The following is an 18285-nucleotide window of genomic DNA, read 5'->3' on the forward strand; positions in this document are numbered from 1 at the left end:
TGCGCGTCGATCGGCGTTGGTGCGCCAGACGTGACGGCCGGGAGGAAACGATTTGAAGAACAAGATTTCGTTCGTGGCGATATCCGCGGGGTGGCTGGTCGTGACCTGCGCACAGGCTGAGCCGGTGCTGCAGGGCAAGGACGCCTACGGCGATTGGCAGGCCGACAAGCCCGGCACGGTCAGGTTGATCCAGCCGCAGGATCTGGTCAGGCCCGGGGCCACGCGGTCGGTTGCGAGTTCGTCGCGCGTGGTGCCGCGCCCGCCGGAGGGGGCGCTTCAGGTGCCAACCGGCTTCAAGATCGAGCTGTTCGCCGAGGGCCTGCGGGCTCCGCGCATCGTGCGCGTGGCGCCGAACGGCGATATCTTCGTCGCCGAGACGCGCGCGGGCAACATCCGCGTGATGCGCGCCGGCGAAAACGGCAAGGCCGCGACCAATGAGGTGTTCGCTGCCGGACTGCGGCAGCCCTTCGGCATCGCCTTCTTTCCAAACGGCGATAATCCGCAATGGGTCTATGTCGCCAACACCGACAGCGTGGTCCGCTTTCCGTACCAGGCCGGCGATCTCAAGGCGCGCGGCAAGGCGGAGACGATCGTGGCGGGCCTGCCGCATGACGGCGGTCATTCCACCCGCGACATCGTCTTCACACCTGACAACAAGCGCATGCTGGTGTCGGTCGGCTCGCTCAGCAACGTCGCCGAGGGCATGGGTACGCCGCCGGGCGGATTGGATGTGTGGTCGAAAACCCATCCGCTTGGTGCGGCGTGGGCGAGCGAGACCGAGCGCGCCGCCGTGCTGGCCTTCAATCCTGATGGCAAGGAGCGGAAGATCTACGCCACTGGTATCCGCAACTGCGTCGGACTCGCGGTCCAGCCACAGACCGGGCTGCCGTGGTGCTCGACCAACGAACGCGACGGGCTCGGCGACGATCTCGTGCCTGACTATGTGACCAGCGTGAAGGAAGGCGCATTCTACGGCTGGCCGTGGTTCTATATCGGCGGCAACGAAGACCCGCGCCATGCCGGCGCCCGGCCGGACCTCAAGGACAAGGTGACGATACCCGATGTGCTGGTGCAACCGCACTCGGCCTCGCTCGGCATGACCTTTTATCAGGGCACGCAGTTTCCATCCGAATACCAGGGCGATGCTTTCGCGGCCGAGCACGGCTCCTGGAACCGGTCGAAGCGCACCGGCTACAAGGTGATCCGCATCCGGATGAAGGACGGCAAGCCGACCGGCGAGTACGAGGATTTCGTCACGGGATTCGTGGTGAGCGACACCGAGGTGTGGGGGCGGCCGGTCGGTGTTGCTGTGGCGAAGGATGGATCGCTGCTGGTGTCGGAGGACGGCAACGGGACGATCTGGCGGGTGACAAGCATGCGCTGAGCCGCGGTGGAGGTGCACCCTCGCCCCTTGCGGGAGAGGGTGGCTCGCCGCGCAGCGGCGAGACGGGCGAGGGGTTCTATCCGCGAACTCCCTTATGCGTGTGCGGAGAGAAACCCCTCATCCGGCGCTTCGCGCCACCTTCTCCCGCAAGGGGAGAAGGGAAGAGGCACTGCGCTTGCGGCGCTCACCCCCGTCTCACACTCGCTCCGCCATCCACCGGCAGCGTCACACCCGTGATGAAATTCGCCTCGTCCGATGCCAGGAACAGCGCGGCATTCGCGACGTCCCACCCCGTGCCCATCTTCCTGCGCAGCGGCACCTTGCTGTCGCGCTCGGCTTCGACTTCGGCGCGGGTCTTGTGCCATTCGCGGGCGCGGGTGTCGACGGCCATCGGCGTGTTCATCAGGCCCGGCAGGATGACGTTGGCGCGGATGCCGTGTTCCGCGTTCTGGTAGGCGAGCTGTTCGGTGAAGGCGATCATCGCCGACTTAGTCGCCTTGTAGGCGACATAGGGATAGGTGGTGATCGCCGCCATCGAGGAGATGTTGATGATCACGCCGCTTCCTTGCGCGCGCATGATCGGGATCACCTCTTTCGCCGCCAAAATGCAGCTCTTCAGATTGATCGCGACGATACGGTCGAAGGCTTCCTCGGTGATCTGAAGCAACTCGGCGTCGCCGCCGGAGAGGCTGACGCCGACGTTGTTGTGCAGCACGTCGATCCGGCCCCAGCGCGCCTGCGCGTCCGCGACCATCGCCTCGATGTCGGCGATCTTGGTCACGTCGGCCTTGAACGCCGCGGCGGTGCCATGCTTCGCGGCGATCATGGCGGCGGTTTCCTGTGCCGATTCCAGATGATGATCGACGCACAGCACCTTGGCGCCCTCGCGCGCGAAGGTCAGTGCGGTGGCGCGGCCGTTGCCCATGCCTTCGCCGGGGCTCTGGCCGGCGCCGACGATGATCGCAACCTTGTCCTTCACGCGCATGTCAGTTCACTCCCGGGATCGGGTACTGCTGGAGTACCTCTTTGTAATATGGCTCGTTGTCGATCTTCATGGTGGCGAGCACGCGCACCACGCCGCAATAGAAGGCGATGGTCAGCACGAGGTCGACCATGTGCTCGTCCGAGAGATGCTGCCTGATCTCGGTAAAGGTTGCGTCCGACATCGCGAGCTCGCGTACCATCTCGCGGGCACCTTTCAGGATCGCCTTCGCCTGTGGCTCGAGCGTCGAGGGTTTGCCGTCGGTCTCAGCCATCAGGCCGGCGATGTCATCGTCGGTGACGCCGAACTCCTTGCCGATCTTCACGTGATGAGTGAACTCGTATTCCGATTTCTCCATCCAGCCGACCTGGAGGATCGCAAGCTCCCGCAGGCGCGGGTCGAGCTTGCTCTTGAAGCGAATGTATCCGCCGATGCCGTTGAAGGCGCGCGCCATCTCCGGCGAGTTGACCAACAGCTTGTGCAAATTGGTGTTGCGCTTGAGCATGTCGCGATATTCGGGCGCGACCTGGTCGGCCTCGAGATAGGGCAGGCGGGCCATCCCTGTGTTTCCTTCCTTGCTAGTGTTCTTGTGACTCGCGTTCGGGCGCTTGCAGCGTCACCCCGCCGTCCACCACCAGCACCTGTCCGGTGATATAGCGCGCAAAATTGCTGAGCAGGAATTTGACGGCGTGGGCGACGTCCCAGCCGGTGCCTTCCGTTTTCAGCAAAGACGCCTTGGCCCGCTGAGCGCGCGCCTGTTCGCTCATGCCGCGGCCATAGACCATCGGCGTGTACATCGGCCCGGGGCAGATGCAGTTGACGCGGATGTTGTCGCGGCCGTGATCGACCGCCATCGCGCGGGTGAGACCGATGATGGCGGCCTTCGATGTCGTGTAGCTCGTGAGCCCGCGCGGCCGCAGCGCCGAGATCGACGAGATGTTGACGATCGCGCCGCCCCGCGCGGTCTTGATCATCGCAGGGATCGCGTGCTTGGAGAGCAGGAACATGCTCTCGACATTGACCTGCATGACGCGGCGATACTGCTCGGGCGCTTCGTCCACCACGCTGCCGCGGCTGCCGATGCCCACATTGTTGTCGAGGAAATCGAGCCGGCCCCAATGGTCAAGCGTGGCTTCGACCAGCGTCCTGCAATCGCTCTCGCTGGTGACGTCACCGCCATGCGCCGCGGCCGTGCCGCCTTCGGCTGCGATCATCTCGACGGTTCGTTCAGCGAGCTTGAGCTCGCGATCGGCCACCAGAACTTTGGCGCCGGCGCGGGCCAGCAGAATTGCGGCCGCGCGGCCGTTGCCAATGCCGTCGCCCGCAGCGCCGCCGCCGCTGACCAGCGCCACCTTGCCGGCGAGACCGGGATCGTCCTCGAGCCCCTGCATGTCGTTCATCCCGAATATTTTCGTGCACTCTAGCAATCGCCCCGAGCGGAGAGAAGGGCCGGGCTCCAGCTTTCATGTCATTGACATCGCATGGAATTGCATGCCGCCGCGCGAGAAGGGCGAACGATCGACCTGCCCCGTTAGGAACCGACCTCACACGATCGCGTTTGCTGCCGGAGCCGTTCCCACGTTAGGCTCTGTCCCGGGGCTTCCCAACCGCCAGTGGCTTGCCGATGAATCTGCTCGATCCACAAGGGCCTGTGGCTGCGGCCAACAGCACCATCCTGGTCGATTCCGTCTTCATCATGCTCGCGATCGTGGTGCCGACCATTTTCGCGATCCTGGCTTTTGCATTCTGGTTTCGCGCCTCGAATCCGAAAGCAAAATTTCAGCCGGACTTCGTCTATTCCGGGCGGGTGGAAATGGTGGTGTGGGCGATCCCCGCGCTCACCGTGATCCTGCTCGGCGGCGTCGCCTGGATCGGCTCGCATCAGCTCGATCCCGCAGCACCCGTGCCTGGCACCGGCAGCCCGGTCCGCATTCAGGCCGTCTCGCTCGACTGGAAATGGTTGTTCATCTATCCGGACCAGCGCATCGCCACCGTCAACACCCTGACGGTGCCGGCGGGCGCCGAACTGAATTTCCAGCTGACGTCGTCAAGCGTGATGAACACGTTCTTCATCCCGCAGCTCGGCAGCATGATCTACACCATGAACGGAATGGTGACGAAGCTGAACCTGCGCGCCGACAACGAGGGCAAGCTGCAGGGCCTGTCGGCGCATTTCTCCGGCGACGGGTTTCCGGACATGATGTTCGACGTCAACGTGATCTCGCCGCTCGCCTTTCCGGATTGGGTGGCGACCACGGCGAAAAGCGATGCTGTCCTCAATGAGGACAGCTACAAGAAGCTGATGCAGCAGGGCGTCGAAAAGGGAAGGCCGACCTACAGGCTCGACGATCCCCGGCTGTTCGACCTGATCGCGACCCAGCACATTCCGCCGGGACCGGGCCCGGAGCCCGCATCTGAAGCAGGCCGTGCGCAAAGTGGAGGCCATGATGCTCGGTAAACTCGACTGGTCGGCGATCCCGTTCGACCAGCCTATACCGCTGATCGCGGGCGCCGTGGTGTTGGTGGGGATTCTCGCCGTGCTGGCCTGGGTCGTGGTGAAGGGACATCTGCCCTATCTTTGGCACGAGTGGATCACCAGCGTCGATCACAAGCGGATCGGCGTGATGTATATCCTGCTGGCCTCGGTGATGCTGCTGCGCGGCGGCAGTGACGCCATCATGATGCGGATCCAGCAGGCTGTCGCCTACCAGTCGCAGGGCTATCTGCCACCGGAGCACTACAACCAGATATTCTCCGCGCACGGCACCATCATGATCTTCTTCGTGGCGATGCCGTTCGTCATCGGGCTGATGAATCTCATCGTGCCGCTCCAGCTTGGCGTGCGGGATGTCGCTTTCCCGACGCTCAATTCGGTCGGCTTCTGGCTGACAGCGACCGGTGCGCTGCTGGTCAATCTCTCGCTCGTGATTGGCGAGTTCGCCCGCACCGGCTGGCTCGCGTTTCCACCGCTGTCGGAACTGTCCTACTCGCCGGGCGTCGGTGTCGACTATTACGCGTGGTCGCTGCAGATATCCGGCGTCGGCACGCTGGTGGCCGGTATCAATCTCGTGACGACGGTGCTGAAGCTGCGCACCAAAGGCATGAACTATCTGCGCATGCCGATGTTTTGCTGGACCACGTTGGCCTCGAATCTTCTCATCGTCGCGGCCTTCCCGATTTTGACCGCCACCCTCGCGATGCTGCTGCTCGACCGCTATCTCGGCTTCCACTTCTTCACCAACGAGGCCGGCGGCAATGTCATGATGTTCATGAACCTGATCTGGGCCTGGGGACATCCCGAGGTCTATATCCTGGTGTTGCCGGCCTTCGGCATCTTCTCCGAGGTGGTTTCGACCTTCTCCGGCAAGGCGCTGTTCGGCTATCGTTCGATGGTGCTGGCGACCATGGCGATCTGCGTCATCTCCTTCATGGTCTGGCTGCATCACTTCTTCACGATGGGCGCGGGCCCCGACGTCAACGCCATCTTCGGCATCGCCAGCATGATCATCGCGATACCGACCGGGGTGAAGATCTACAACTGGCTGTTCACGATGTATGGCGGCCGCATCCGCTTTGAGACGCCGATGCTGTGGTCGATAGGCTTCATGGTCACCTTCATTATCGGCGGATTGACGGGCGTGCTGGTCGCGGTGCCGCCGGCCGATTTCATCCTCCACAACAGCATGTTCCTGGTCGCGCACTTCCACAACGTCATCATCGGCGGCGTGCTGTTCGGCGCTTTCGCCGGCTTCGAATACTGGTTTCCGAAGGCGTTCGGCTTTCGCCTCGACGACCGCTGGGGCAAGCTCGCGTTCTGGTTCACTTTCCTCGGCTTCTATGTCACCTTCATCCCGCTCTACGTCGCCGGCATGCTGGGCATGACGCGGCGCATGCAGCACTATGACGTCGCGGCGTGGCGGCCCTGGATGCTGGTTGCAGCCGTTGGCATGGCCGTGCTGACGATCGGCGTGATCTGCCAGATCATGCAGCTCGTGGTCAGCATCCGCAACCGCGAGGCCATGCGCGACCACACTGGCGATCCCTGGGACGGCCGCTCGCTGGAATGGGCGACGTCGTCGCCGCCGCCGGTCTTCAACTTCGCTTTCAATCCCGATGTGCGCGGCGAGGATGCCTATTGGGATCTGAAGGCCCATGCCAAGCAGCAATCGCTCCAGCATGATGCGCCCGAGTATCATGACATCGAGATGCCCAGGAACTCGCCGACCGGGTTCGTCTGCGCGTTCTTCGCCACGGTCATGGGCTTTGCGCTGATCTGGCACATCTGGTGGATGGTGATTTTGGGCGGTATCGGAGCGTTCGCGACCTTCGTCGTGTTCGCCTGGCGCGACCATGACGAATACGTCATTCCGGCCGAGGAAGTCGCGGCGATAGACCGCGTCAATCTCGAGGAGCGGCGCAGTCTTGTCAGCATGGCGGGGACAGTCTGATGTCAATGACCGCGACCGCCGGCCGTGCTCACGCCGATCCCCACCACATCGGGCTCGTCATCGAGCATCCCGGCCCGGCGCCGAAGCGAATCGTGACCGCCTATGGCTTCTGGATCTTCCTGCTCTCCGACATCGTGATGTTCTCCTGCTTCTTTGCGGCCTATGCGGTGCTGTCTGACCAGACCGCCGGCGGCCCGAAGGGTTCGGAGATATTCGAGCAGCGAAACGTCGCGATCGAGACGGTCTGCCTGCTGCTGTCGAGCTTCACCTGTGGCATGGCGAGTATCGCGGCCGATGTGCGCAACCGGCTCTGGTTCTATCTCGGGATGGCCGTGACGTGTTTGCTCGGCCTCATCTTTCTGATCATCGAGTTTCGCGAATTCGCCGACCTCGTCGCCCGCGGCTATGGCCCATCGCGCAGCGCGTTCCTGACTGCGTTTTTCTCCCTGGTCGGCTGCCACGGCCTCCACGTCTCGGCCGGCATATTGTGGCTCCTCACCATGATGGCCCAGGTCTTCGCAAAGGGTTTTCGTGCCGACGTGCTGCGCCGGATGATGTGCTTTGCGTTGTTCTGGCATGCACTCGACATTGTCTGGGTCGGGGTCTTCTCCGTCGTCTATTTGCTTGGGAGTGGCGTATGAGCGATCAGGCACATATGCGGACCGAACACGACCTCGCGCCGGGCGAGGAAGAGCAACACAGTGTCGGCACCAGGATTCTCGGCTATGTGGTCGGTCTCGTGCTTGCGCTGCTGCTGACGGCGACCTCGTTCTTCATCGCCGGCACGGATCTGGTCTGGCAGCCTTCCATTCCCGTCGCGCTGATCGTGCTGGCGATCGCGCAAATGGGCGTGCACCTTGTGTTCTTCCTGCACATCACCACCGGCCCCGATAACACCAACAACGTGCTGGCGCTCGCCTTCGGGCTGCTGGTCGTGTTCCTGGTGGTCGGTGGCACCGTCTGGATCATGGCGCATCTGAATGCGAACATGCCAGCCATGGATCAGATCATGCCAATGCGCCGCTAGCGCATTGTGCAAAAAAGAAGAGCCGCTTGTTGTGACAAGCGGCCCAAGTCTAGGGAGGAAACGCCCGAGCAAAGCAATCGGGCCAGAGCCGGATTGCCGCCAAGGAAACGCTCGCGCAAAGCGCTCGCGTACGCTTACAAATGCAGAAACTCTCGATGGAGTTCAATTCCGGATGAATACTGTCTCCGGCTTGCGCTCACGGCTGCGTGATGAGCTTCGTCATTTCGGCCGTCGGCAATTGTAGGCCTTGCGGAAGCCCGCAGCCTGGGCGTCGTCTTCCGAGCAGAACCAGCGATCCGGCTTGGTGGTCGCGGGGTAGCTCGGGCAGCCCCGTAAATGGTAGATGCCGATATTGCCGGTCACGCGCGCGCGCACCGCAAGCTTGCCCTTGATGCCACAGCTCGGCGGCATCGTCAGATCCTCGGGAAATAACGCCGCGCGAATCTCCTTGTCGCGGTCGGCGCGGCAGGCGGCGCCCAGCAGCGCGCCATCCTTCTTGCCGGTGCGGAATTCTTGCGGTGCGACAAAGCAGCCCTTCCAAATTCCGGCCGAGGTCGATTTTGCGTCGGCCGCGGCCGACTTGACGTTCGCCTTGACCGGCTCGCGGGCAATGGCATAGCCGAGCTTGACCAGCTGCTCGTTCAAGCTGGTCTTGTCGCCTTCGGCCGTGCAGATCGCGCGGTGCCGCTTGCCGAAACTCTTTTCCGGTCCGACATCGTCGCAACGCACCGATCGCTTGCCAATCAGCTTGGCGAGCTGATCTCGGGCCTCGATGCCGCAGGTCCAGGGATCGGCGTGATCGTCGATGCAGACCTGGTCCAGCTCGGGCGCGTCGACACCGTCGAGACGATAGGTGACGTCGCCGAGCTGGATGGCGTTGCCGTCGCGGACCGTCGCGGCGGCGGTCAGCGCGGAGGCGGGGCCGGTGGTGCCCAGAAATCCGGACAGGGCGAGAAAGGAAACGAACGCAAAAGCGCGGGCGCTGGCAAAGGAGTTTCGGAAGGACATAAGGTCTCGCTATCGATGGCTCGTGCGCCTTGTTCCTAGCATCCGGATGTGGCGATACCAATGGTCTGCGCCCCGCGAAGTGCGACATTCCGGCCCCGCGGCTTTACTCGGCCGTAGCTCTGATCCTATCGTTCGCCGGCCCAGCAGAGCGGAGGCCGAATCGCCCGGGAAGCGGCGAAGGGAGGAAAATTTCGCGATGAAAGACCCCGTGGACGTCCTGATCATCGGCGCCGGCGCTTCAGGCGCGGCGGTGGCGTGGTCGCTGGCCGAGACCAAGATGCACATTCTCTGCCTGGAGCAGGGCGGCTGGATGAACCCGGCGGAATATCCCAGCACGGGCCGGGACTGGGAGGCCAAGTTCTACGGCGAGTGGTCGTCCAGCCCCAACGTCCGCGGCCGGCCCGAGGACTATCCGATCAACGACGACAATTCGCCGATCAAGGTCGTCAACTACAATGCGGTCGGCGGCTCGACGGTGATGTACACCGCGCACTGGCCGCGGTTGCATCCTTCCGATTTCAAGGTGAGGACGCTCGACGGCGTCGCCGACGACTGGCCGATCGACTACGACGCACTGACCCCGTTCTTCGAAGAGAACGACCGGATGATGGGCACGTCCGGCCTGTCGGGTGACCCGCTGTCACCGCTGACGCATCCGCCGATGCCGCAACAGCCGCTCGGATTGTCCGGTGCGATCATCGGCAAGGCCATGAACAAGCTCGGCTGGCACTGGTGGCCCTCGGACACGACGGTCGCGACCATGGACTACGAGGGCCGCGCGCGCTGCATCAATCTCGGCCATTGCACGCCGGCCTGCGCGCAAGGCGCTAAATCCTCGACGGACATCACCTATTGGCCGCACGCGGTCCGCGCTGGCGTCGAGCTGCGTACGCACTGCCGGGTGCGCGAGATCACCACGGACGAGAACGGCATGGCCACCGGCGTGGTCTACTACGACAAGGACGGCGTCGAGCAGTTCCAGCCGGCGCATGTCGTCATCATCGCCTGCAACGGCGTCGGCACGCCGCGACTGCTGCTGAACTCGGCGTCGAACCGCTTTCCGAACGGGCTTGCCAATTCGTCGGGCCTCGTCGGCAAGAACCTGATGTTCCATCCCTATGCGCAGATCTACGGCTATGTGAAGGAGCCGACCGATAGCAACCGCGCGCCGCCGACCTGCCTGTGGAGCAAGGAATGGTATGACACGGACCTCTCGCGCGGCTTCGTGCGCGGCTACGGCGTCCAGTTCGTGCGCGGCGCCGGGCCGGTGTTCGAGGCTGTCGTCAGCGAGCAGAAGGGCATTTTGCCGTGGGGCGCCGATCATCACCGCATCTTCCGCAAGCTCAACGGCCACCGGCTCGGCTTTTCCGCGATTTGCGAGGACCTGCCGGAGGAGCACAACCAAGTCACGCTCGATCCGGTCTTGAAGGATGGCCACGGCATTCCCGCGCCGAAGATCAATTACACGACCAGCGAGAACAGCCGGAAGATGATGGAGCATGCGCTGGCGCGCGGCCGCGAGATTCTCGAAACGGCGGGAGCGACCGACATCTGCGTCAACTCGCCGATCCCCTGGGGCGGCTGGCACCTGCTCGGCACGGCACGCATGGGCACCGATCCCGAACGCTCCGTCGTCAACGAATGGGGCCGCTCGCACGATGTCAAAAACCTTTTCATCGTCGACGGCAGCATCTTCGTCACCTCGGGCGGGGTTAACCCGACGTCCACCATTCAGGCCCTCGCGCTCTACATCGCCGACCAGATGAAGCAGCGCCTCGCCAATCTGTTCGATTGAGGCCGTCATGTCCGCAGACAATCAACTGACGCGCGCCCAGCGCGACGACCTTCGCACCATCGCCGCGATGATCGTTCCCGCGAGCGACGAGTACAAGGTGCCCGGCGCCGACGACCCCGCGATCCAGGCCGACATGCTGGCGACGCTGGGGCGTGACGCAAAATTGGTGGCGGCGGCACTCGACCATCTGGCGCGGCTCGCGGGGCAGCCGTTCGCCGAGCTCGATGCTGCCAGGAGCGATGCGGTGGCGCAGGAGTTTCGCAGTTCCGGCGGGGCGGCTGCGGCCACGCTCGTCCGCGTGGTGCTGCAATGCTATTACCGCGACGATCGGGTGCTGCGCTCGCTCGGCCTCGAACTGCGCGCACCTTTTCCCAAGGGCTACGTGCTCCCGGACGGCGACTGGTCGCTGCTCGATCCGGTCAAGGCCAAGGCAGGCACGCTGCGGCGAGTGCCCTAGCCATCTGGGCAGTCCAGACTTGCGCCCCGGACGGGTCCCTTGCGCTTGACGGAGCAGGCCACCATCTGTGTGAGCCTCAAGGACTCCTATCATGCTGGATTTCACCTCAGATACCGTCGATGACGCCGCGTCATCGCGAACGGAAACGGCCGCTCCGGTCGATGACCGGGCCCTGCTGGACGCCTACTCCAATGCCGTGATCGACGTGACCGACCGCGTCGGTCCGGCCGTCGTGCGCGTCGAGACCGGACCGAAGGTGCCGAACGGCCGCGAGCGCGGCGGGCTCGGCTCGGGCATCGTGATCTCGCCGGACGGGCTCGTTCTCACCAATAGCCACGTGGTCGGCTCGTCGAAGGAGATCCGGCTGCGCGACATCGAGGGCCATGTCGGCGACGCCCGGGTGCTCGGCGTCGATCCCGACACTGACCTTGCGCTGCTTCGCGCCAACGGCGTGCGTGACTTGCCCTATGCGGCGCTCGGCAACTCCAAGACCTTGCGGCGCGGCCAGCTCGTGATTGCGATCGGCAATCCGCTCGGCTTCGAATCGACCGTCACCGCCGGCGTGGTCTCGGCGCTCGGGCGCTCGATCCGCTCGGTCAGTGGCCGCACCATCGAGGACGTGATCCAGACCGATGCTGCGCTTAACCCCGGCAATTCGGGCGGGCCGCTGGTTTCGTCGAATGCAGAGGTGATCGGCATCAACACCGCGATCATCAATGGCGCGCAAGGCATCTGCTTTGCGGTCGCCAGCAACACCGCGCAATTCGTGCTGTCGGAGATCATCCGCCACGGCTATGTCCGCCGCGCCTATATCGGCGTCGCCGGCCAGACCGCGCCGATCCCGCGGCGGCACGCGGTGCTGGCAGGCGTCGAGAACAAGATGGGCGCGCTGCTGGCGCAGATCGAGCCGGACGGGCCGGCGGCGAAGGCGGGCCTGTTGTCCGGCGATGTCGTGATCGGCCTCGACGGCGTCGAGATCAACGGCGTGGACGATCTGATCCGTGTGCTCGACCGCGACCGGATCGGCCGGCGGCTGGCCATGGACGTGCTGCGGCTCGGCCGCCTGCGGGCGATCGAGATCGACCCGGTCGAGCGCAAGCCGGCGCGCTAGCGTGCGGGCGCCCAAGCGGGGTATGACGGTGTCATGCCTCGCTTCGGGAACCCCGCCGCATGATGCCGGCGCATGAGACCTACGACGTCATCGTCGTCGGCGCCGGCGCCGGTGGCATAACGGCCGCGGCCGTCGCCGCCGCTGAGGGCCTGCGCGTGCTGGTGATCGAGAAGACCGCTTTCGCCGGCGGCACCACCGCATGGTCCGACGGCATGATCTGGATTCCCGCCAATGCCAAGATGAAAGAGGCGGGGCTCGCCGACAGCGTCACGGACGCCGTGCAATATTTGTCGAGCACAGTGCCCGAGCTCGCCCATGCGGGCCTGCGCGCCGCCTTCCTCGCGCGCGGACCGGAGGCGGTCGCCTATCTCGAAGCCAACACGCAAGTGCGCCTCCAGCCGGTGAAAGCCTGTCCGGACTATTATCTGGAGCGGTTGGGCGCGACCGCGGGCGGGCGCGTGCTCGAGCCGGTCGTCTTCGACGGCACGCGGCTGGGCGCGCATTTCGCGCGGCTGCGCGCACCGCTGCCGGAGTTCACGCGATTCGGCGGGATGATGGTCAACCGCCTCGACATCCCGCATCTGCGCCGGGCCGGAAGATCGCTGCGCTCGACTGTTCGCGCGATGCGGCTGGTTTCGGAGTATGCGTGGCAGCGGCTGCGGAGCTCGCGCGGCACGACGCTGCATCTCGGCAATGCGCTCGCCGCACGGCTGTATGCCTCGCTGCTGGCGCGGCAGGTTGAGATCCTCTTTAGCGCGGACGTCGAAGGCCTGTCTATGCAGGGCGAGCGCGTCGGCGGTGTAATTATCCGTCATGGCTCGCGCGATCGCCTGATCGCCGCGCGGCGCGGTGTGGTGCTCGCGACCGGCGGCTTTTCGCACGACGCGACCTTGCGAAAACACTTCTTCCCACCCGCGGCCGGATTCATCTCGGCGACCCACACGTCCGCTACTGGCGACGGGCTCCGCCTTGCGACTGCAACCGGCGCCGCGCTCAATACGGATGCGACGAGCCCGGCCTATTGGGTGCCGGCCTCGCTGTTCCGGCGCGCCGATGGGAGCCGAGGCGTTTTCCCGCACATTGTGACCGACCGCGCCAAGCCCGGCGTGATCGCGGTCAATGCAGCCGGCCGGCGCTTCGTCAACGAGGCGCTGTCGTACCACGAGTTCGTGCTCGCCATGCTGCGCGATGGCAATGGCGACCCGGACCGGCCGTTCTATCTGATCTGCGACCGTCCGTTCCTGTGGAGCTACGGCCTAGGCCGTATCAGGCCGTTCACGCGCAATATCAGGCGCTATGCGGCGGGCGGCGAGTTAATCGAGGCCGTTGATATCGCGCAGCTCGCAGCGAGGATCGGCATCAAGCCGTCGACACTCGCGGCGACGATCGCAAACTACAATTCCGATGCGAAGGACGGCCGAGATCCGGAATTCGGTCGCGGCAGCACCATCTATCAGCGATACCTCGGCGATATCAGCCATAAGCCGAACCCCTGCGTCGCGCCCATCCTCTGCGCGCCGTTCTTTGCGATGCGCATCTATCCAGCCGATCTCGGCACGGCGATCGGCATGAAGGTCGATGCCCAGGCGCGCGTGTTGCGCGAGGATGGCACGCCGGTTACGGGCCTCTACGCCTGCGGCAACGACATGGGCTCGATCATGAACGGCAATTGCCCCGGGCCGGGCATCACGCTCGGGCCGGCGCTGACATTCGGCTACATCGCGGGAAGGCATCTGGCGGAGGGGAGTGTGGCCGGGGCGAGTGCGGCCACAGCGTTGGTCTAGCCTTTACCACCGCTGTCATGCCCCGCGAAGGCGGCATCCAGTACGCCGCAGCCCATCGACTAATCACAACCGGCTCGGAGTACTGGATCGCCCGCCTTCGCGGGCGATGACGGCAGAGAATGCGGAGCGCGCATCTACTACTCCGCAGCCGCCGCAAAGCGGCTGTTCTCCAGTTCCGCTTCCAGCCGCGACTTCTCCGCCGCCGCCAGCTTGATGTTGGCTTCCTTGACATGCCCGAAGCCGCGGATCGTCTCCGGCAGCCGCGCGAGCCTCGCCAATAGCGGGATCTGCTCCGCTTTCAGCCCGGCGATCCGCTGATCGATCATGTCGAGATAATCCGCGACCAGCTTCCGCTCGGTCCGGCGCTCCTCGGTGCGGCCGAATGGATCGAACGCGCCGCCGCGGAGGAATTTCAGTTTGGCCAGCACGCGGAAGGCGTGGATCATCCAGCCGCCGAATTCCTTCTTCTGGAGATGTCCGGTGGTCTTGTCGCGCTGTGCGAAGATCGGCGGCGCCAGATAGAACTTCAGCTTGAAGTCCCCGTCGAATTTCTCCGAGACTTTCTTGGAGAAGCTGCCGTCGGTGTAGAGCCGCGCGACCTCGTACTCGTCCTTGTAGGACATCAGCTTGAACAGGTTTTTCGCGACAGCGTCGGTCAGCTCGGTGGACGCTGGGGAGGCAGCAGCTTCCGCCTTGCGCACCTTGGCAACGGCGGTGCGGTAGCGGTCCGCGTAGGCCTTGCCCTGATAGCCGGTCAAAAACTCGGCGCGCGTCGCGATGATGTCGTCGAGCGACTTCGCCGGCGTGGAGGCCCGGCTCCTGAACTGCAGAACGCTGCGCACCCGCGACATGTCGTGGGCGGCGAGACGTCCCCAGGTGAAGGCGAGCTTGTTCATCTCGATCGCGGCGCCGTTGATCTCGATGGCGCGGAGCAGCGCTTCCAGCGACAGCGGGATCGCGCCTTTCTGGAAGGCGAAGCCGAGCATGAAGGGATTTGTCGCGATCGAATCGCCCATCAGCGCGGAGGCAATACCTGTGGCGTCGATGATGTCGAGGTTGTTGTCGCCGACGGCGTCGCGCAGCACGGTCTGCATCGTGTCCATCTCGAAATCGAGATCCGGATTTTGCACGAAGCTCGCGGTCGGCTGCAGGTCGGCGTTGACATAGGCCTTGGTTACGCCGCGCTCGGCGCGGCTGAGCGCGGAGGGACCGGCCGAGACGATCATGTCGCAGCCGAGGATGACGTCGGCGCCGCCCGTGGTGATGCGGACCGCGGAGATGTCTTCCGGCTTCGCGGCGATGCGTACATGGCTCATCACCGCGCCGTTCTTCTGCGACAGGCCGGTGAAATCCAGTGCCGAGCAGCCGCGGCCGTCGACATGGGCGGCCATGCCGAGCAGCGCGCCGATGGTGATGACACCGGTGCCGCCGATTCCGGTGACGAGAATGTTGTAGGGGGCGTCCAGCTCACGCGCGGGGGGCAGCGGCAGGTCGACAAACAGCTGGCCTGAGTCGACTGTCGATGTCTTGATCCGCTTGAGCGTGCCGCCATGCACGGTGACAAAACTCGGACAAAAGCCCTCGACGCAGGAAAAGTCCTTGTTGCAGTTCGACTGGTCGATCTGGCGCTTGCGGCCGAACTCGGTCTCCAGCGGCTGCACCGAGACGCAGTTCGAGGCTTGCGAGCAGTCGCCGCAGCCTTCGCAGACCAGCTCGTTGATGAAGGCGCGTTTGGCGGGATCCGGATACAGCCCGCGCTTGCGGCGGCGGCGCTTTTCCGCGGCGCAGGTCTGGTCGTAGATGATGACCGTAAGGCCCTTGATGTCGCGCAGCTCGCGCTGCACGGCATCGAGCTCGCGGCGATGATGGATGGTCGCGCCTTGCGGGAAGTAATTGCCGTCAGGGTACTTGGTGGGATCGTCGGAGACGATCGCGAGGCGCTTGACGCCCTCGGCCCAGACCTGTTGAGCGATCTGGGCAACGTTGAAGCCGCCCTCGGCCGGCTGGCCGCCGGTCATCGCGACGGCGTCGTTGTAGAGGATCTTGTAGGTGATGCTGATGCCGGCGGCCGATGCCGCGCGAAGGGCAAGCAGTCCGGAATGGGTGTAGGTGCCGTCGCCGAGGTTCTGGAAGATGTGCTGCTCGGTGGTGAAGGGCGCTTGTCCGATCCAGTTCACGCCCTCGGCGCCCATATGCGAGATCAGATCGGTGCGGCGGGTCGGCATGCTCAGGGCCATGCCGTGGCAGCCGATGCCGGCCATGGCGCGGCTTCCCTCGGGCACGCGCGTCGAGGTGTTGTGCGGGCAGCCCGAGCAGAAGAATGGCGTGCGCGCCAGTTTGATTTGCTGGGAGGCCGGAACAGGAGTGTCGAAGGCCTCGAGCCGGGCGAGGCGCTGCTCAAGCACCGGGCTGTGGTGGCCGAGCTTGCGCAGCCGCGCCACCAGTGCGGCTGCAACGACGGTCGGCGTCAGTTCGCCCTCGCTCGGCAATAGCGGCGCGCCTCGCTCGTCGCGTTTTCCCGTCACGGTCGGGCGCCGGGACGCATCGATGTTGTAGAGGATGCGCATCAGCTGGTCTTCGATGAAGCCGCGCTTCTCCTCGACCACCAGCACGTCCTGAAGTCCTTCGGCGAAGCGCTTGGCGCCGGTTTCCTCGAGCGGCCAGGTCAGTGCGACCTTGTAGATGCGCAAGCCCAAATCCTGCGCGTCCTTGTCGGTAATGCCCAGATCGGCCAGCGCCTGCCGCAGATCGAGATAAGCCTTGCCGGTCGCGACGATGCCGAGCCGTGCCGGCCTGGAGTCGAGCACGATGCGGTCGAGCTGGTTGGCGCGCGCAAAGGCCTGCACCGCCGCCATCTTCGGGCCGAACAGGCGCCTTTCCGCGTCGAGCGGCGGATCGGGCCAGCGGATGTTGAGGCCGCCGGGCGGCATCTCGAAATCTTCGGGGAGCTTGATCTGGATGCGTTCGGGATCGCTGTCAATCGAGGCCGAACTCTCCACCGTCTCGCTGATCGCCTTGAAGCCGACCCAGCAGCCGGAGAAGCGCGACAGCGCAAAACCGTAGAGGCCGAGGTCGAGATAGTCCTGTAGCGTGGCCGGGTTGATGACGGGGATCAGCGCCGCTGCGAAGACCTGCTCGCTCTGGTGCGCCAGTGTCGAGGACTGGCAGCCGTGGTCGTCGCCGGCGAGCGCGAGCACGCCGCCGTTGAGCGAGGTGCCGGCGGCATTCGCATGCTTGAGCGCGTCGACCGAGCGATCAACGCCCGGCCCCTTGCCGTACCAGATGCCGAACACGCCATCGACCTTCGCGCCGGGAAACAGGCCGACCTGCTGGCTGCCCCAGACGGCGGTCGCCGCGAGGTCCTCGTTCAAGCCGGGAACGAAGGCGATGTCGTGCTGCTGGAGGTGTGACTTCGCGCGCCACAATGCGTGGTCGTACATGCCGAGCGGGGAACCGCGATAGCCCGAGATGAAGCCGCCGGTGTTGAGGCCCTGAAGCCGGTCGCGTTCGCGCTGCAGCATGGGCAGCCGGACCAACGCCTGAGTACCGGACAGGAAGATCCGCTTCGATTCGAGCCGGTATTTGTCATCCAGCTCGACCTGCATCAGCGTCATTTCAGGAGTCCTCGTCTCTTGTTTGGCTTTTCTTCGACTTGGGGTTTGCGCTGCGGGAGGGAGGAGCGGCTGCGCGACGCGAATTGTGACAGTCAAAAGCATGCACAGACGAAGTCAATATCGCTGGCCGCATCCGTGGCGCTCCTGCTGGTCATGGCTTCCTGTGGAGAGCACCATGACGGCAAGCGCGTTTCGACACTGAGATTACGGAGATAGCTGAGGCTCCGATCGGGCCATGGCGCCACCCGCGCCAGATGCTCCAAGCAGAGGTATTGCGCGGCACGGCCGATATCGTTGCTGCGCCGACAGCCCTCGACGTCTTCGCGAACTCATGCCTCTGGCGACCCCATGATCCTCAAGACCTGAAGGTCGCTCTACATGACGACGCTGAAGGCCTCTTGCGCGCACCATGGGGAGGAGCATCGGGGGCTGTATGGAGCGGGTCGCTAGCGCCACCTTCGTCGTTCCGGGGCGCGCGTCGCGCGAGCCCGGATCGATTTCAGCGCGTGTTTAGCCGCCCGATGGATTCCGGGTTCGACGCTTACGCATCGCCCCGGAATAACGACGGAGAGCGCTCATCCTTTGGGCAAATGCACGCCGCAAAGCCGCCGCACAGCGAATAAGCAGACCCCGGCTTTCCTAATAACATTCTGACAGCGCAGTAAATTTTCCTGC

At 64.6% G+C, this 18285-nt stretch carries 14 protein-coding genes; 9 read left to right on the forward strand and 5 right to left on the reverse strand.

Features of this window, described 5'->3' with window-relative positions:
* Positions 1-52 precede the first annotated feature (52 nt).
* Positions 53-1384 (forward strand): PQQ-dependent sugar dehydrogenase, encoded by a 1332-nt coding sequence (locus tag ABIB91_RS38945; RefSeq protein ID WP_354163314.1) that lies wholly within the window; start codon positions 53-55, stop codon positions 1382-1384.
* 184 nt (positions 1385-1568) lie between these two features.
* Here the strand turns inward: ABIB91_RS38945 and ABIB91_RS38950 are convergent, their stop codons facing one another.
* The 3 genes from ABIB91_RS38950 to ABIB91_RS38960 are packed head-to-tail and all read right to left on the reverse strand — an operon-like array spanning position 1569 to position 3766.
* Positions 1569-2369 (reverse strand): SDR family NAD(P)-dependent oxidoreductase, encoded by an 801-nt coding sequence (locus ABIB91_RS38950; protein ID WP_354163312.1) that lies wholly within the window; start codon positions 2367-2369, stop codon positions 1569-1571.
* Between the two features lies 1 nt (position 2370).
* Entirely contained in the window at positions 2371-2925 is a 555-nt protein-coding gene (locus ABIB91_RS38955; protein WP_007594091.1) for a carboxymuconolactone decarboxylase family protein, read from the reverse strand.
* A gap of 19 nt (positions 2926-2944) precedes the next feature.
* Positions 2945-3766, reverse strand: a complete 822-nt coding sequence (locus ABIB91_RS38960) for an SDR family NAD(P)-dependent oxidoreductase (RefSeq protein ID WP_354163310.1) — start codon at positions 3764-3766, stop codon at positions 2945-2947.
* 224 nt (positions 3767-3990) lie between these two features.
* Between ABIB91_RS38960 and ABIB91_RS38965 the strand changes: the two genes are divergently transcribed.
* The 4 genes from ABIB91_RS38965 to cyoD are packed head-to-tail and all read left to right on the forward strand — an operon-like array spanning position 3991 to position 7841.
* Positions 3991-4824, forward strand: a complete 834-nt coding sequence (locus tag ABIB91_RS38965; RefSeq protein WP_354163308.1) for a cytochrome ubiquinol oxidase subunit II family protein — start codon at positions 3991-3993, stop codon at positions 4822-4824.
* Complete coding sequence (gene cyoB, locus ABIB91_RS38970) at positions 4814-6814, forward strand: cytochrome o ubiquinol oxidase subunit I (RefSeq protein WP_354163306.1); 2001 nt, start codon at positions 4814-4816, stop codon at positions 6812-6814. Before ABIB91_RS38965 ends, cyoB begins: the two co-directional genes overlap by 11 nt.
* A complete protein-coding gene (locus tag ABIB91_RS38975; protein ID WP_354163304.1) occupies positions 6814-7455 on the forward strand; it encodes a cytochrome (ubi)quinol oxidase subunit III in 642 nt (213 codons plus the stop codon). The genes cyoB and ABIB91_RS38975 overlap by 1 nt, the downstream gene beginning before the upstream one ends.
* Complete coding sequence (cyoD, locus tag ABIB91_RS38980) at positions 7452-7841, forward strand: cytochrome o ubiquinol oxidase subunit IV (RefSeq protein WP_007594086.1); 390 nt, start codon at positions 7452-7454, stop codon at positions 7839-7841. Before ABIB91_RS38975 ends, cyoD begins: the two co-directional genes overlap by 4 nt.
* Before the next feature lie 219 nt (positions 7842-8060).
* Here the strand turns inward: cyoD and ABIB91_RS38985 are convergent, their stop codons facing one another.
* The gene (locus ABIB91_RS38985) at positions 8061-8849 is read right to left on the reverse strand and encodes a thermonuclease family protein (protein WP_007594078.1); all 789 of its coding nucleotides are present in this window, start codon (positions 8847-8849) and stop codon (positions 8061-8063) included.
* Between the two features lie 196 nt (positions 8850-9045).
* Between ABIB91_RS38985 and ABIB91_RS38990 the strand changes: the two genes are divergently transcribed.
* The 4 genes from ABIB91_RS38990 to ABIB91_RS39005 all read left to right on the forward strand — a co-directional run bounded on the left by ABIB91_RS38990 (position 9046) and on the right by ABIB91_RS39005 (position 13996).
* Positions 9046-10644, forward strand: a complete 1599-nt coding sequence (locus ABIB91_RS38990) for a GMC family oxidoreductase (RefSeq protein ID WP_354163301.1) — start codon at positions 9046-9048, stop codon at positions 10642-10644.
* A gap of 7 nt (positions 10645-10651) precedes the next feature.
* Positions 10652-11101, forward strand: a complete 450-nt coding sequence (locus ABIB91_RS38995) for a gluconate 2-dehydrogenase subunit 3 family protein (protein WP_007594075.1) — start codon at positions 10652-10654, stop codon at positions 11099-11101.
* Between the two features lie 91 nt (positions 11102-11192).
* Positions 11193-12212 carry a S1C family serine protease gene (locus ABIB91_RS39000; protein WP_354163298.1) on the forward strand — a complete coding sequence of 340 codons (1020 nt, stop codon included), beginning with the start codon at positions 11193-11195 and terminating at the stop codon, positions 12210-12212.
* A 59-nt stretch (positions 12213-12271) separates the two neighbouring features.
* On the forward strand, positions 12272-13996 hold the full coding sequence (locus tag ABIB91_RS39005) for an FAD-dependent oxidoreductase (protein ID WP_354163295.1): 1725 nt from the start codon (positions 12272-12274) through the stop codon (positions 13994-13996).
* 137 nt (positions 13997-14133) lie between these two features.
* Here the strand turns inward: ABIB91_RS39005 and ABIB91_RS39010 are convergent, their stop codons facing one another.
* Entirely contained in the window at positions 14134-17610 is a 3477-nt protein-coding gene (locus ABIB91_RS39010; RefSeq protein WP_354163292.1) for an indolepyruvate ferredoxin oxidoreductase family protein, read from the reverse strand.
* Positions 17611-18285: the final 675 nt, after the last annotated feature.

Origin of the sequence: Bradyrhizobium sp. JR4.3 (assembly GCF_040547695.1) — a bacterium.
GTDB lineage: Bacteria > Pseudomonadota > Alphaproteobacteria > Rhizobiales > Xanthobacteraceae > Bradyrhizobium > Bradyrhizobium canariense.

Bases quoted from the DNA above. Each gene is read 5' to 3' on its own strand.
- ABIB91_RS38950 (WP_354163312.1), bottom strand. From the start codon at position 2,369: ATGCGCGTGAAGGACAAGGTTGCGATCATCGTCGGCGCCGGCCAGAGC.
- ABIB91_RS38955 (WP_007594091.1), bottom strand. From the start codon at position 2,925: ATGGCCCGCCTGCCCTATCTCGAGGCCGACCAGGTCGCGCCCGAATAT.
- ABIB91_RS38960 (WP_354163310.1), bottom strand. From the start codon at position 3,766: ATGAACGACATGCAGGGGCTCGAGGACGATCCCGGTCTCGCCGGCAAG.
- ABIB91_RS38965 (WP_354163308.1), top strand. From the start codon at position 3,991: ATGAATCTGCTCGATCCACAAGGGCCTGTGGCTGCGGCCAACAGCACC.
- cyoB (WP_354163306.1), top strand. From the start codon at position 4,814: ATGCTCGGTAAACTCGACTGGTCGGCGATCCCGTTCGACCAGCCTATA.
- ABIB91_RS38975 (WP_354163304.1), top strand. From the start codon at position 6,814: ATGTCAATGACCGCGACCGCCGGCCGTGCTCACGCCGATCCCCACCAC.
- cyoD (WP_007594086.1), top strand. From the start codon at position 7,452: ATGAGCGATCAGGCACATATGCGGACCGAACACGACCTCGCGCCGGGC.
- ABIB91_RS38985 (WP_007594078.1), bottom strand. From the start codon at position 8,849: ATGTCCTTCCGAAACTCCTTTGCCAGCGCCCGCGCTTTTGCGTTCGTT.
- ABIB91_RS38990 (WP_354163301.1), top strand. From the start codon at position 9,046: ATGAAAGACCCCGTGGACGTCCTGATCATCGGCGCCGGCGCTTCAGGC.
- ABIB91_RS38995 (WP_007594075.1), top strand. From the start codon at position 10,652: ATGTCCGCAGACAATCAACTGACGCGCGCCCAGCGCGACGACCTTCGC.
- ABIB91_RS39000 (WP_354163298.1), top strand. From the start codon at position 11,193: ATGCTGGATTTCACCTCAGATACCGTCGATGACGCCGCGTCATCGCGA.
- ABIB91_RS39005 (WP_354163295.1), top strand. From the start codon at position 12,272: ATGATGCCGGCGCATGAGACCTACGACGTCATCGTCGTCGGCGCCGGC.
- ABIB91_RS39010 (WP_354163292.1), bottom strand. From the start codon at position 17,610: ATGACGCTGATGCAGGTCGAGCTGGATGACAAATACCGGCTCGAATCG.